This window comes from Ferrovibrio terrae (genome assembly GCF_943371255.1).
GTDB classification, from domain to species: domain Bacteria; phylum Pseudomonadota; class Alphaproteobacteria; order Ferrovibrionales; family Ferrovibrionaceae; genus Ferrovibrio; species Ferrovibrio terrae_B.
On the sequence record NZ_CALRUC010000059.1, the window covers coordinates 1 to 14,706 of the forward strand.

The 14,706-nt window shown below is 63.1% G+C and carries 11 protein-coding genes and 2 pseudogenes; 4 read left to right on the forward strand and 9 right to left on the reverse strand.

What is annotated here, in order from left to right:
• Positions 1-264 (forward strand): annotated as a pseudogene (locus AAG799_RS13375) (translational GTPase TypA); the annotation flags it as partial.
• Between the two features lie 109 nt (positions 265-373).
• Here the strand turns inward: AAG799_RS13375 and AAG799_RS13380 are convergent.
• Complete coding sequence (locus tag AAG799_RS13380) at positions 374-1,168, reverse strand: SPOR domain-containing protein (protein ID WP_341896674.1); 795 nt, start codon at positions 1,166-1,168, stop codon at positions 374-376.
• A 102-nt stretch (positions 1,169-1,270) separates the two neighbouring features.
• Between AAG799_RS13380 and AAG799_RS13385 the strand changes: the two genes are divergently transcribed.
• A complete protein-coding gene (locus AAG799_RS13385; protein ID WP_341896676.1) occupies positions 1,271-1,492 on the forward strand; it encodes an acetyl-CoA carboxylase biotin carboxyl carrier protein subunit in 222 nt (73 codons plus the stop codon).
• Between the two features lie 10 nt (positions 1,493-1,502).
• Here AAG799_RS13385 and AAG799_RS13390 read toward each other — a convergent pair whose 3' ends face one another.
• From AAG799_RS13390 to mtnA, 3 genes are read right to left on the reverse strand one after another with little or no spacing between them, the layout of a single operon-like run.
• Entirely contained in the window at positions 1,503-2,066 is a 564-nt protein-coding gene (locus AAG799_RS13390) for a septation protein A (protein WP_341896677.1), read from the reverse strand.
• Between the two features lie 7 nt (positions 2,067-2,073).
• Positions 2,074-4,128: a bifunctional aldolase/short-chain dehydrogenase gene (locus AAG799_RS13395; RefSeq protein WP_341896679.1), complete on the reverse strand. Its 2,055-nt coding sequence runs from the start codon at positions 4,126-4,128 to the stop codon at positions 2,074-2,076.
• A gap of 18 nt (positions 4,129-4,146) precedes the next feature.
• Entirely contained in the window at positions 4,147-5,241 is a 1,095-nt protein-coding gene (gene mtnA, locus AAG799_RS13400; protein ID WP_341896681.1) for an S-methyl-5-thioribose-1-phosphate isomerase, read from the reverse strand.
• A 108-nt stretch (positions 5,242-5,349) separates the two neighbouring features.
• Between mtnA and AAG799_RS13405 the strand changes: the two genes are divergently transcribed.
• Complete coding sequence (locus AAG799_RS13405; protein WP_341896684.1) at positions 5,350-6,525, forward strand: MFS transporter; 1,176 nt, start codon at positions 5,350-5,352, stop codon at positions 6,523-6,525.
• Here the strand turns inward: AAG799_RS13405 and AAG799_RS13410 are convergent.
• Positions 6,520-7,740, reverse strand: coding sequence for a hypothetical protein (locus AAG799_RS13410; protein WP_341896686.1), 1,221 nt, complete (start codon positions 7,738-7,740; stop codon positions 6,520-6,522). The genes AAG799_RS13405 and AAG799_RS13410 overlap by 6 nt on opposite strands.
• Positions 7,741-7,745: 5 nt before the next feature.
• Positions 7,746-9,284: an MBOAT family O-acyltransferase gene (locus tag AAG799_RS13415; RefSeq protein WP_341896688.1), complete on the reverse strand. Its 1,539-nt coding sequence runs from the start codon at positions 9,282-9,284 to the stop codon at positions 7,746-7,748.
• 158 nt (positions 9,285-9,442) lie between these two features.
• Here AAG799_RS13415 and AAG799_RS13420 point away from each other — a divergent pair, with 158 nt between their 5' ends.
• Positions 9,443-10,426, forward strand: a complete 984-nt coding sequence (locus AAG799_RS13420) for an NADPH:quinone oxidoreductase family protein (protein ID WP_341896690.1) — start codon at positions 9,443-9,445, stop codon at positions 10,424-10,426.
• A gap of 30 nt (positions 10,427-10,456) precedes the next feature.
• Here the strand turns inward: AAG799_RS13420 and AAG799_RS13425 are convergent.
• The 3 genes and pseudogenes from AAG799_RS13425 to AAG799_RS13435 all read right to left on the reverse strand — a co-directional run.
• A pseudogene (locus tag AAG799_RS13425) lies at positions 10,457-12,004 on the reverse strand (ATP-binding protein); the annotation flags it as partial.
• 358 nt (positions 12,005-12,362) lie between these two features.
• Positions 12,363-13,493: a type III PLP-dependent enzyme gene (locus tag AAG799_RS13430; RefSeq protein ID WP_341896717.1), complete on the reverse strand. Its 1,131-nt coding sequence runs from the start codon at positions 13,491-13,493 to the stop codon at positions 12,363-12,365.
• A 505-nt stretch (positions 13,494-13,998) separates the two neighbouring features.
• Positions 13,999-14,640 carry a FecR domain-containing protein gene (locus tag AAG799_RS13435; RefSeq protein WP_341896692.1) on the reverse strand — a complete coding sequence of 214 codons (642 nt, stop codon included), beginning with the start codon at positions 14,638-14,640 and terminating at the stop codon, positions 13,999-14,001.
• Positions 14,641-14,706: the final 66 nt, after the last annotated feature.

A 14,706-nucleotide genomic window follows, 5' to 3' on the forward strand; every position in this document is an offset into this window, starting at 1 on the left:
ATGATCATCGGCGAGAACAGCCGCGACAACGACCTCGAAGTCAATCCGATGAAGGCCAAGCAGCTGACCAACATGCGTGCGTCGGGCAAGGATGAGGCCGTGCGCCTCACCCCGCCGCGCAAGATGACGCTGGAGCAGGCGATCAGCTACATCGGCGACGACGAACTGGTGGAAGTGACGCCGAAGAGCGTGCGAATCCGCAAGAAGCTGCTGGACCCGAACGACCGCAAGCGCGCCTCTCGCGCCTCTGACGTCGCCGCCTGAGCGCAGCACCCTATTCCATGATCTGAAAAAGGCCGGGTTAAAACCCGGCCTTTTTTTGCCTATGCCGTCGGGCAAAAGCCGTCAGCCGAAACGTCGCATTGAAATCTGGTCAGTCCTTCACGCTGGCGCAGTAGCGCGTCGATGAGCGGATCCTGGCACAGGCTGCATCGGCATCCTTGCGTTCGGCAAAGCCGACCAGCATCAGGCGGGCAAAGGCACCGCGGTTGGGGGTATCGACCCATTCGACCTGCGGATCAAACTGACCATACAGGGCCGGATTGGCACGCAGCAGCTCCTGCCATTCATTGATCGCAGCCGATTCCGTGCGGTGCGACGCGAGATGGGCCCGCCAGCCGCTGATCCCCGCTGTGGTCATGTCCTTCATGCTGCCGGCCAGCTCCGGCGGCGTTGGCTGGGCGCCGGTGGCGGCAGCCATCTGCTGCTGCTCGGCCGCCATGGCCGGATTGTCGGCCGCCGCGGGCGACGGCTTGTAGCCCGGTGGCAGCGCCGGCGCAGCAGCCACCACGGTGGCAGCCGCCGGCGGCATGGCCGCAGCGGATGTGGCCGGCGCGGAAGCCGGCGCGCGCGCGCCCTGCCGCGGAGCCGGAGCCGGCGGCTTCGTGGCCGGTGACGGCACCAGCGCCATCTCGGCGGCCCGCTTGGCGGCCTCTTCCTCGGCCACCTTCTCCGGATCCCTGTAGTTCACCGGGGTGGTATTGGTCTGGTTCATCGCCTGGTTGGTGGTGGCGCGCTGGGCCGCCCAATTGGCCTGCGATACGCTGCCGGGCGGCGGCAGGACCACCTCGGGCGTCGGCGGATCGGACGGATACATGCCAAGCTCGATCTGCAGTTCCTGCCAGCTCTGGCAGGCACTCAGCAGTCCGGCGGCCAGTATCATGGCCATGACGTTACGGCAGGGCATCGACTCGTTCTCCACAGCCCGCATTTTAGGCTGACGCAGGATGACGGGCCAAGGTAGAAACATGGTTAAGACCATGGAGGATCAATGCCCGTACTCGACATCAAGGCCGACGTCACCGGCAAAGTCTGGAAGCTTGAGGCCGCTTTGGGCGCCAGTCTGGCGGCCGGCGACATCGTGATGATCCTGGAATCGATGAAAATGGAAATCCCGGTCGAGGCGCCGAAAACCGGCAGGCTGACCACGCTGGCCGTGGCCGAGGGCGACAGCGTCAAGGAAGGCCAGGTGCTGGCCAGAATGGAAATCTAGGGCTGGAGGTTTAACCCTCGCCACCCTGCTGCGGCCGGTGACGCAGGATCAGCGGTGTCTGCGCCATCATGAAGGCCACCGTCAGCCCGATCAGGCCAAAGACCTTGAAGGCAACCCAGACATCCGTGCTCTGCGTGCGCCAGACGATCTCGTTCAGGCCAGCCATCGCGACAAAGAACAGGCCCAGCCGCAGGGTGAGCTTGCGCCAGCCGTTCTCCGTCATCTGCAGCGATGTGCCCAGCACATACTGCAGCGGGTGCCGGTTGATGACATAGCCACCGAGCAGGATCACGGCGAAGATGGCATTGACGATGGTCGGCTTCATCTTGATGAAGGTCTCGTCCTGCAGCCACAGCGTCAGGCCGCCGAAGATACCCACCACCACCGCCGTCACCAGCGGCATCATCGGCACACGCCGCAGGAAGACCAGCGACAGCAGCAGCCCCACCGTCGTTGCCGCCAGCAGCACCGCCGTCGCTGGCAGCAGCCCCTCGGCACTGTAGACGATGAAAAACAGCGCCAGCGGGCCGTATTCGGTGGCGGGCTTGAGCCAGCGCGGTGCGGTGCGGGTCATGGGCGGCTTAACGCAGCGCGGCGGCGATATTGCCGCCATCCACTGTGGCAATCGCTGCCGTGGTCTTGGCAGCCACCGCCAGCTGCACGAAAGCCTGCGCCACATCGGCCGCCTTCACTTCGCGCGCCAGAAGATTGCCCGACATATAGTCCTTCTCGCTGACTCCGCGCGCCTTCGAGCGCTTGGCCACCATTTCATCAGTGAGCAGTCCGGAGCGGATGCGGTCGGCATTCACGGCCGAGGAGCGGATGCCCTGTGCGCCATAGTCCAGCGCATACTGGCGCGACAGGAACAGCGTGGCGGCTTTCGGGAGTCCATAGGGGCCGAAATCGGGGCCGGGATTGACCGCCTGCTTGGAGGCGTTGAACAGCAGGCAGCCGCCGGTCTTCTGCTGCAGCATAACCTTCACGGCGGCCTGCGCCACCGACTGATGGCTGAAGAAGTTCAGCTCGAAGCTCTGGCGCAGCAGCGCATCAGGCACCTCACCGATCTTGCCACCCCAGGCATTGCCGGCATTCGACACCACGATATCGACACCGCCGAAATGCTGCACGACCTTGGCGAATGCCGCCTGCACGGCGGCGGGCTTGGTGACGTCGCAGGCGACACCGATGCCACCCAGCTTCTTCGCCACGGCAGAGGCCTTCTCGCCATCGAGGTCGAACACGGCCACTTCGGCACCCTCGGCGGCAAAGGCTTTTGCTGTGGCAGCGCCGATGGCGCCGGCGCCACCGGTGACGACGACAACCTGGCGCGACAGCGGCTTTTCGCCACCCTTGCCCAGCTTGGCCTGTTCCAGCGACCAGTATTCGACATCGAAGATGTCGCGTTCCCTGATGCTGGTGAAGCGGCCGATGGCCTCCGCCCTGGTGATGATGCTGACCGCCATCTCGGCCACATCGCCGGCAATCACAGCATCTTTGCGGGTCTTGCCGACGCCGACCAGGCCGAGGCCGGGAATCAGCAATGCGCGCGGCATCGGATCGAGCATGATCTTCCTCGGCACCGCCTTGGCATTATGGCGCTCGAAATAGGCCTTGTACTTCTTGATGTATGCATCGACCGCCTTCTGGGCCTGCGCCTTGAAGGCATCGAGCTTGCCAGCCTCCGGCGCCGGCAGCACCAGCGGCCAGGGCTTGGTGCGGATCACATGATCGGGCGTCACCGTGCCGGCCTGGCTGTAACGCATCACATCCTTGCCGCGCGCAAAGGCCTGGATCTCGGCGCTGTCGCGCAGATTGAACACCCAGCGCGTATAGGCGCCGTCATCGCCAGCCGGAATGCCGAGCATGCCACGCAGGATCGGCAGCACATCTTCAGCGGCAGCGACCGTCTTCGGTAGCGCTTTGCCCGGCGTGAAGACGGTCTTCTTGCCCTTGGCGAGATGGCGTTCGGCCCTGGAGACGAATTCGATCATCAGATCGTAAGCTTCCTTCGCCGTCTCGGCGAAGGTGAAGATGCCATGCTTGAGCAGGATCAGGCCCTGACAGTCCGGGTTGGCCTTGAAGGCGGCGGCCGCTTTCTTGGCGAGGCCAAACCCCGGCATCTCGTAGTCCACCAGCGCGACGCGCTTGCCATAGAGCTTGCGGCAAATCTCGTCGCCGTCAGGCTGGTCGGTGATCGCCAGCACGGCGGAAGCATGGGTGTGGTCGATGAACTTGTGCGGCAGGAAGGCGTGGAACAGCGTCTCGACCGAGGGATTGGGTGAGCTGCTGTCCAGCAGGTTGCAGCGCTGGATGTTGACCATGTCCTCGTCGGTCAGCGTCTTGAGCGCGATCAGCTCCTGCAGCGGTGCCAGCTTCACGGCCGGCAGGCCCGGCGGCTCGATCACCGCCATGTCCCAGCCAGACCCCTTCACGCAAAGCACATCCACCGGCTTGCCCAGCGGATCGGCCATCGTGGTCTTCACCGAGGTATTGCCGCCGCCATGCTGCACCAGATCCGGCACGCCGCCGAGCAGGCGGGTGGTGTAGGTGCGCAGCGCCAGATCCTTGTTCACGCCCTGCTTGGCGTAATGGGCAATGGCGGCCTTGGCGTCGCGGTCGGACCAGAGATTCTTCATGGGGGCAGTTCCTGAGATTTATGCGAATTCGGGATAGAGCTTGGTGAGGCCGGCCTCGGAGGCGGCACAGACGCCACGTTCGGTGATCAGGCCGGTGACCAGGCGCGCCGGCGTGACGTCGAAACCGAAATTGGCGGCCTTGCTGCCTTCGGGCGTGATGGTGACCGGCACCACCTCGCCGGAGGCGGTACGACCGCTCATCACGGTGACTTCTTCCTGCGCGCGTTCCTCGATGGGAATTTCCTTCACGCCGTCGCGCAAGGTCCAGTCGATGGTGGAATGCGGCAGTGCCACATAAAACGGCACGCCGTTATCATGGGCGGCGAGCGCCTTGAGATAGGTGCCGATCTTGTTGCAGACATCGCCTTCGCGCGTGGTGCGGTCGGTGCCGACGATGCACATGTCGACCTGGCCATGCTGCATCAGATGGCCGCCGGCATTGTCGACGATCACGGTATGCGGCACGCCATGGCTGTTCAGTTCCCAGGCGGTCAGCGAAGCGCCCTGGTTGCGCGGCCGCGTCTCGTCGACCCAGACATGCACCGGAATGCCGGCATCATGCGCCTTGTAGATCGGCGCAATCGCGGTGCCCCAGTCCACCGTGGCGAGCCAGCCGGCATTACAATGGGTCAGGATGTTGATGGTGCGTTTGCGGCCGGCTTTTTCATACAGATCGGCAATGATCTTATGACCGTGATCGCCGATGGAGGAGCAGGTGGCGACATCATCCTCGGCGATCTCGGCGGCGACCTTGTAGGCAATCGCGGCGCGGCTGGCGGCCGGCTGGTTGTGCAGCGCATTGCGCACGCGATCCAGCGCCCATTTCAGGTTGATCGCAGTCGGCCGCGTTTCGTTGATGACGTGATAGGCTTTTTCCAGCGTGGCGTCTGACGGGTCGGCGCGCATGGCCAGTGCCATGCCATAGGCGCCGGTGGCGCCGATCAGCGGGGCGCCGCGCACCACCATGGCCTTGATCGCATGGGCAGCCTCTTCCCAGGTGGTCAGGGTGGTGGTGACGAAGGCATGCGGCAGCTTGGTCTGGTCGATGATCCCGACCGACCAGCCGTCGCCGTTGACCCAGATGGTGCGGTAGGCTACGCCCTTGACCTTCATGTCTCGCCCTTCAAATGGCCCGAAAATTGCGCGGAAAGTAGCGGACCCGGCCTTGCTGAGCAATGCCGGAAGCCGGCCCAAACCGGCTTGTCACACAGGTTTTGCCTGATGTTGGCTGTTCTGCTTTTGACCGTCGTGATCGACCTGATCGGCTTCGGCCTGATCCTGCCCCTGCTGCCGTTTTACGCCACCAGTTTCGGCGCTTCGCCCTTCACCATCGCCCTGCTGGCCGCCGTGTTCTCCATTGCCCAGTTCCTGTCGGCAACACCGCTGGGGGGCCTGTCGGACCGGATGGGGCGCCGCCCGGTTTTCCTGGGCTGCATGGCACTGACCGTGATCGGCTATGTGTCCCTCGCCTTTGCCGACACATTGCTGACCATTTTCCTCGCCCGTACCATCGCGGGCATCGGCAGCGGCAAGATCGGCATCGCCCGGGCCATCATCGCCGACAGCACCCCGCCGGAGCAGCGCGCCCGCGGCATGGGCCTGATCGGTGGCGCCTTTGGCATCGGCATGATCCTTGGACCGCTGATCGGCGGCCTGCTGGTTGGCCCGAATCCGCTGCAGCCGAACTATGCCCTGCCGGCCCTGGCGGCGGCCGGCACCTCGGCCATTGCCCTGCTGCTGGCCGTGCTGACCGTCCGCGAGACGCGACCGGACGCACCGCATACCCTGACCGGCATACAGCTGTGGCGGAATCCGTTCGCACCCCTGTCGCAACTGGGCCCGGCGGTGCTGGCGCTGATCGCGATCAATTGCAGCATCAACTTCGTCTTCTCACAGATCGAAGTCCTGTTTCCTCTCTTCGCTGCCGCGCGGCTCGACTGGCATGCTTATGAAGTCGGCCTGGCCTTCACTTTTATCGGCACCATCGTCCTGTCGATGCAGGGCTTCCTGATCGGGCCGCTGACCCGGCGGTTCGGTGAGCGCCGGCTGCTGACGATGGGCATGATCAACCTCGCCATCGGTACTGCGATGGCGTATTGGATCGTTTCCACGCCGACCATGGGCCTGTCGATCCTGCTCACCGCATCCGGCGTTGCCATGATCGGCCCGACGATCAACAGCCTGGCCTCGCGCAGCGCCCGCGCAACGCAGCAAGGCGTTGCACTGGGCAGCATGGAATCGCTTGCCGCGCTGGGTCGCACCTTCGGGCCACTGTGGGGCGGCTGGCTGTTCGACTATGCGGGCATCAACGTACCCTACTGGATCGGCGGCGCGATCCTGGCGGTCACGCTGGTGCTGGGCTGGCGATACATCCATCGTAGCCCGCCGCCATTATGATCCGGACTTGATGGCACCGCGGCAGATATCCGCCTTGTGGCTCGAATCAATACGTCCAGCCAGTGCCCGCGTCACATCATCCGTGACGGCCATGGTGCTGCCGCTGTATTGCGTAATAGCCCGGCGCACGCCGGCCTGATCAAGCGCTTGCGAGAGCAGGGAATCTGTCTTCGCAATCTCCAGCAGCACCCGCAGATTTGCAACCTCGCCGGCATGTATCGCGTCGTAGAATTCACAGTCATTGCTGCCGAGGCCTCGGATGTCCATCATGTCGTGTATCTCCGGCAAAGCGCGGCGCATGTCACTCCGCAGTTTCTCGATATAGCCGTATTTTCCGCTTTTGCGCATGTCATCAATCAGTGCTGGCGGTAGCGGTGCCAGAAATGGCACGACATGAATACCAGCCGCGCGCAATTCACTGAACAGGCGTTGCAATTGGGCGAAACGGCGTGGATCATAATTCTCGAATGAACGCATAGCGCCACGACAGGCACTTGTACCGCGGACGCAACCAAGGTCATCGCCAAACCGATCTTCTGCCGATTGCCGCGCCACCGTGTCCAGGGTTCCGAACAAGTATGCAGATCCGTCGGCACCGTCGCCGCCGCGGAAATTCACGGCAGCCGTCATGCCGAAAGTGGGAACTCCCACGCTCTTCAAGGGTCGCGGACTCAGCAATGCGAGAAAGTCTTCCGTCGCCATACGGCCCGACAGCACAAGATGAATCGGCTGCAGGATCGGATTCCGGCGCGGGCCGGCCTGGGGTGCCCGAACACCCTGCGGGCGGTCGGCAACATCGCTGCCGTCCGGCATAAAGCCAAAATGATCGATGGCATAGACCAATATCTTGGGGCGATGCTCGCGAAAAACACTGTCCAAAAGGTAAAAGCCATATTCCGGTGAACTGGTTCCGCCGCCCAGATTGGAGAAGCGCCAAGTGAATGCACTTTGGCGGAACACCAATCCGCGCGAAGAACCAACAACAACGACATCGGGCTGGCGGATATCAAACAGCGCGCGTTTAAATTCCGGATAAGGCACTGACAATGTGCTTGCGAGCCCGTTTTTTTCCGCCTGCAGCTTAGCTGCCAGTTCCCCGGGGGCATACCAGTCGTTGCCACGCCAGCGGGCAAAGGCACCGACAGCTGCGATAACAAGCAGCAGGGCCGCACAGGTCGCGATGACAATGAAAGAGTTTCGGTATTGCTTGGTCATGATGATCAGAACTGGAAATACAGGAATGGACTGCCCTGCCCGTTGATCACCAGGCAAAAGCCAACAACAATCATCAAGGCAACAGCAAAGATAACGCGCGGCGACCATGTCAGGGCAAATGGGCGCGGCAACGGCGCACCCGTGACCGCAAGCGCCGGGGATCGCCGGTCAATCAGACGATAGACATTGGGCATCCATAACGCGATTGCCAATGCCGCACCCATGACCATCAGATTGTCATACCCGCCCAGAATGACGAAAGGATGGAAGTCGGCAGAGGCTATACGCACCATAGGCAGAATTTCCCCGACAGCGCGAAGTGCGCCCGGCACGCTGATACCGTGCAACCCCGCCATGCTCGCCCAGAGGTTTAAAGTGGTGGAGAGATCGGCAGCACGGAACGGCACCCAGGCAACAATCACGGCCGTGAAAGTAATCGCCCAGCCCAGGAAACGAGGCATCGCCATATCAGGCTGGCGGCTGCCGAGTGCCAGCCGCCAGCCATGATTGACCACCAGATAGGCACCATGCAGGCCGCCCCAGAGCAGGAACTGCCAGCCTGCGCCATGCCAAAGGCCTCCCAGAATCATGACAATCATCAGATTGAGCAGCCGGCGCGGCCAGCCCATCCGACCACCGCCAAGCGGGATATACAGATAATCCCGCAAAAATCGGGACAGGGTCATATGCCAGCGCTTCCAGAACTCAATGATACTGGTCGCCTGATAGGGCGAATTGAAATTGATCGGCAGCCGCAGACAAAACATCAGGCTCAGGCCGATCGCCATATCGGAATAACCTGAGAAATCGAAATAAATCTGCAGCGCATAAGCCACCGCGCCAATCCATGCCGGGATCAGTGTCAAATCGGCCCCGCCGCGCGCCATCTCGAAAACCACATCCGACAATGGCGCCACCGTGTCTGCGATCCCGATTTTCTTGAACAGGCCAATCCCGAAAATGGTCATGCCGACGACAACATTCGCCTGCCACACACGCCAGCTTCGCCCGATTTTCACAAACTGGGGGATCAGCTCCTTGTGATGAATCAGAGGGCCTGCAATGAGATGAGGGAAGAAGACAACAAAAAGGGCATAGTCGGAGAATCGGCCCTCATTCTTACCAGTGCGGCAAACATCCACGACATAGGCAATCTGAAGAAAAGTGAAAAATGAAATTGCCAATGGTAACTCCCCGTCATAGTGGGGAAGCATGAAGCCTGTGATCGGCTCAAACGCCTGGCTCAGAAAAAGAGAGTATTTAAACCAAGCCAGCACGGCGAGATTGGCAGAAACGCCAAGCCAGAGACCTGAGCTGGGTGGCAGCCCACCGGACGCAACCGCTCGCCCCAGCCCGTAATTGAACAGGATCGATCCGAGCAGAAGGGGGACATAGAGTGGATTCCACCATGAATAAAAGATCAGGGAGATGAACAGCAGATACCAGACCATGCCTTGATTGCTGGAAAACCGGCGCAGCAGTATGAATCCGGCAAGCGCAATCGGAAGAAAAAGTAGTAAAAATTCATTCGACGTAAAAACCACTCACGCCCCCCTGCACCTATGCCAAAAAAAAGTTGAAGCTATGCCAAAAGCAAGTATTCGATCTGGAATCAAAATCTCTATTTACTGCATCAGCGGAATAGGATGCGTTCCCCTTTACCTAGCCTCGACTTTCTAATGGAATTTAACCTGAGGATCTTTTGAGCGCCACCTATCGCGCCATGCTGTGTCGGCGAGTCGGTTCCCCCGAAACGCTTGAACTGGCCATTCTGCCGCGCCGCCCCCTGCTGCCGAGCGAGGTGCGCATCGCCGTGCGCGCTGCCGGTGTCAACTTCCCCGATCTGCTGCAGGTGGCCGGCAAATATCAGCACAAGCCGCCCCTGCCCTTCGTGCCGGGGTTCGAGGCGGCCGGCGAGATCATCGAGCTGGCGGCCGATGTGCCGGGCTGGAAGACCGGCGATGCCGTGCTGCTGCGCGGCACCGCTGCCTATGCCGAGGAGATGGTCGCACCGGCCTCGGCGCTGCGGCCCAAGCCGGCGGACTGGAGTTGGGACGAGGCTGCCGCTTTTCCGGTCGCCGCATCGACCGCCTGGGTGGCGCTGCTGCCACGCGGCCGGCTGCAGGCCGGGGAAACCCTGCTGGTGCTCGGTGCCGGCGGCGGCACCGGGCTTGCGGCCGTCAGCCTTGGCGCAGACTGCGGTGCCCGCGTCGTGGCCGTGGCGTCGTCGCCAGAGAAACGCGCCGCGGCCCAGGCCGCCGGCGCAGACATCTGCCTCGATCCGGCTGTGTCCGGCTGGGACCAGGCGGTGCAGGCCGATCTGGTATTCGATCCGGTCGGCGGCGTGCTCTTCGCCACCGCCTGGAAGGCGCTCAGACCCGGCGGCCGCTGGCTGGTGATCGGTTTTGCCGGCGGCACCATTCCGAACCTGCCAGCCAATCGCCTGCTGCTGAAGGAAGCCGAATTGATCGGCGTGCGCGCCGGCGAACAGGGGCGCCGCAATCCCGCGGCAGCGCAGGCATTGGATGCCGGCCTGCGCGGCTGGCTGGCCGGTAGCGCCTCAGTCGGCCGCGAGCGGCGGCGTCCGCTGATCGGGGCCGTCTATCGGCTTGATGAAGCTGCCGCCGCCCTGCGCCAACTGGCCGACCGCAAGGCCGTCGGTAAACTGGTTCTGCACACCCGCTAGCGGGCCGGGACGGTGGCGCTCCGGCGGCAGAGTCACACTGACCGTGGTGCCCTCGCCCAGCTTGCTCTCGATAAACAACTCGCCGTCATGCAGTTCGACCAGGCTGCGTGACAGCGACAGGCCGAGCCCGGTGCCTTCATGGCTGCGCGACAGCGCATTGGCCACCTGGCTGAACGGCTGCTGCACACGCTCGATATCCTCCTCGGCGATGCCGATTCCGGTATCCGCAACCGATATCTCCAGCTGGCCATCAGCCTGCAGAGCGCAGCGGATTTCGACGCTGCCGCCCTGCGGCGTAAACTTCACCGCATTGCTGATCAGGTTGATCCACACCTGGCGCAGGCGCCGCATATCGCCCCACAGGGCCGGCGACGGCTCAGGCAGCCGCTTGTGCAGCGTGATGCGGTTGTGGGCGGCACGCTCGCGCACCAGCAGGATCGCGGCCTCCAGGCTTTCGTTCAGATCAATCCACTCGTCGTCCAGTGTCATTTTGCCGGACTCGACCTTGGCCATGTCGAGGATGTCGTTGATCAGGGCCAGCAGATGCTCGCCGCTCTGCACGATGTCACGGCAGTATTCGCGATACTTGGCATTGCCCAGCGGCCCCATCATCTCGTCCAGCAGCACCTGGCTGAACCCGAGAATGGCATTCAGCGGCGTGCGCAGCTCGTGGCTCATATTGGCCAGGAAGTCGGACTTGGCGCGGTTCGCTGCTTCCGCCTGCTCCTTCGCCAGCATCAGCTGCTGCTCGTTGCGGCGCTGCAGGCTGACATCGCGGAACATGCCCTCGATCATCACCAGACCGCCGGCTTCATCGGTCACACGGCGCAGCGTCTTGGACACCCAGACCGAACTGCCATCGCGCCGCCGCATCTCGGAGCGGAAGTCGCGCGCCAGGCCATGGCGTTCCAGATGCTTGATCAGCTCCTTGCGGCGCTCCGGGTTCACATACAGCTGATCGCCGGCCCGGGTCACGGTGGCCAACATCTCTTCCGGCGACGAGAAGCCGAAGATGGCGGCGCCGGCACGGTTGATCGCCAGCACGCGGCCTTCCGGTGTCACCTGCACGATGCCTTCATGCACATTATCGAAAATCTGCCGGTACTTGGCTTCGGCCTGGCGCAGGCGAATCTGCGCCCGCTTGCGCACGGTGATATCGGTGAAAACCGAAACATAGCCGGCATTGCCACCGCCCACGGGGTCGGGCAGCCGGCGCCAGTCGAAATTCAGCCAGGTGCCGTCCGTCAGACGCACCTCCTGCTTGCGGTCGGCCTTGGTCGAGGCGTCGATATAGGCATTGACCCAGGCCGATGCCTCTTCGGCCCGAATGGTCAGCACACCGCGCGAAATCAGCAGGCCGAGGAATTCCTTCGCCGGCAGGCCAGGCTGCATCAGATGCTCGGGCAGGCCGAACAGTTCCGCCAGGCGGCGGTTGACCTGGACCAGATTGGGGCCGGCATCCCAGACGGCGAAACCTTCGCCCATGGTGTCCAGCGCGGCATGCAGCAGGTGATTCTCGGTGGCGACAGCTTCGGGAGTCTCGTCCACGGCATCGCGATGGCGTGCCAGCGACGCCATGAATTTGTCTTCGCCGAACGGCGGATGTGTCACCAATCTCCCCCTGCCCGAACTGTCGCGCGGGCCGGCAAGCCTGTTTTCCAACGGCACTGCAACCGCCGCATCCCACCAAGCTCCCGACCTGTTAAGTCGATTCTTATCATTATACGCGTTTTTCGAGCGCAAAATTTGTCACACAGGCGGCCCGTCGCCGCAACAGAAAAGCAGCAATTTCACTGACCCTATCGGTATTTAGGCAAACGCCAGTTGGGCATTTATGGCGCGCTATGCGCACGCAGGTAGCAAACACCATGAAAAAAGGCCGGCCGCTTGCGCGGCCGGCCCTTTCGAACCCACTCGGAACCGTCGAAACGCTTGCTTAGATGCAGTAGCTCTTCAGCGGCGGGAAGCCGTTGAAGCCGACCGACGAATAGGTCGTCGTATAGGCCCCGGTGGACAGGATCTGGATCTTGTCGCCGACTTCCAGCGCCAGCGGCATCTGGTATTCGGCCTTCTCGTACAGGATGTCGGCGCTGTCGCAGCTCGGGCCGGCGAGCGACACCGGGCCGGTCGGCCCGCCGTCGCGCGGCGTCACGATGCGATACTTGATCGCTTCGTCCATGGTCTCGGCCAGGCCGGAGAACTTGCCGATATCGAGATAGACCCAGCGACGGTCATCGTCGTAGTCCTTCTCCGAGATCAGCACCACTTCCGCCTGGATCACGCCGGCATCGCCCACCAGGCCGCGGCCCGGCTCGATGATCATTTCCGGCAGATTGTTGCCGAAGTGATCGGTCATGGCGTTGCTGATCGCCTGGGCATAGGCCTCCAGCATCGGGATGTCGGTGCGATACTTCGCCGGGAAGCCGCCGCCGAGATTGACCATACGCAGGTCGACATCGGCCTGCTGCAGGATCGTGAACATCTGCGCCACCTGGGCGACAGCCTTGTCCCACTGGTTCAGGTCGGTCTGCTGCGAGCCGACATGGAAGGAAATGCCATAGGGGTCGAGACCCAACTCACGCGCCTTGACCAGCAGGTCGGCAGCCATGCGCGGGGCGCAGCCGAATTTCTTCGACAGCGGCCATTCGGCACCTTCGCATTCCATCAGAACGCGGCAGAACACCTGCGAGCCCGGTGCCACCTCGGCCAGCTTCTGCAGTTCGCAGAGCGAGTCGAAGGCATACAGGCGCACGCCCTGCTCATAGGCCCAGGCGATGTCGCGCTTCTTCTTGATGGTGTTGCCGAACGAGATGCGGTCGGGCGTAACGCCCTGGTCCATGCACTGCTTGATTTCGTTCGCCGAGGCGGTGTCGAAATTCGAGCCGAGGGTGCGCAGGCGGCGCAGGATTTCCGGGGCCGGGTTCGCCTTGATCGCGTAGTAGACCTTGGCGATCGGCAGCAGGCGGCGCAGTTCGCGGTAGTTGTGCTCGACGACATCGACGTCGACAACCACGAACGGCTCGGCGTCCTTCGCTTCCGCGAGGAAACGCTGGAGCTTCGGGGTCAACTGACCCTGCTCGACACGCTTTTGCGAGTTGCGTCGCAGACGGGTATTGGTGCGGCCACCATTGGCTGCAAGCATCGAAACCTCCCTCTCGGACCGGCTTTGAACCGGCACAGCTCAAGCGCTGTGCGACCAAAAAGGACGCGTTCGTCGTTGCATAACCTGCCAGGGGCCATCGGCACGTGCGGGTGCGTCGTTGAAGCGGTATTTACAACATCTCCCCCCCATTGCAATAGGAAATTGCCCCGTGGGGGAAATTTTTTGCCGGCGGCGTGTTCCGCGCGTCACAGTCGCGCCGCGCCGACAAGTCAGCTCACCATAAAAAAGCCGCATGGATTGCGGCTTTTCTGCATCTAGGTGCGTTGCGAGCATCGGCCTGCGCGCGGCTGGCGGCGGCAGATAAATTTTCGGTAAGCGGCAGCGCAGCCAGCCTCGGGAGCCGCCGTGACGCGGCGGCGGCGGCGGCGGCGGCCAAGGCTGCAGCGCGAGTCTCGCTGCCGCAGAGCGCTCAGCGCGAGGCGATCTGGCTGGTCAGGCCGATGAAATCCTGCAGGCGCTGGGGTGCCAGCGTCGTCGGCTGGCTGGGCGCGGCATAGCCGGTCAGGCGTGTCGCGTCACCGATCTTCTCCAGCTTGACGGTGTGGCCACCCAGGCTGGCAACTTCGGCGCGACCGGCACTCAGCAGCGCGATTTCCGTGCAGTCGGGCAGGATATGGCCCGCTACGGTAGCCGTCCGCACCGTCACGGTGCCGCCCGGCAGCACGACATAGACCCGGCCCGGATTGGCGGAGTCGAGGTGGAAGCTGCCGCGCTCGAGCCGCAACACGACGCGGTCGGCGGCAAATTCGTCGACCGTGATGGCGCTGTTCGGACCGATGATGACCGCGGTGCGGTCATCCAGCGTGAACTTCATTCCCGAACCGGGACCGCTGGTCAGCCGATGGCCCAGCACGACTGGCAGGCCGCGGCGGCTTTCCTGGCCGACCACGCGGGCGGCCGGGCTGACGACGGCGACAGGAGCAACCAGCATGTCCGCGGGCGATGCAGCCAGGGCAGACCCGGCCCAGGCCGAAGCCGCCACGCCGGCAACGGCGGCGGCAGCAATGGTGAGAGAAACGCGCAGAGCGCGGCGAAGAAGAATGGCAGCCATGACGCGGCACCTCAGGTTGTCGGATTGCGCCGACTATGCCGGGGGCCGAGCCGTAATGATGTGACG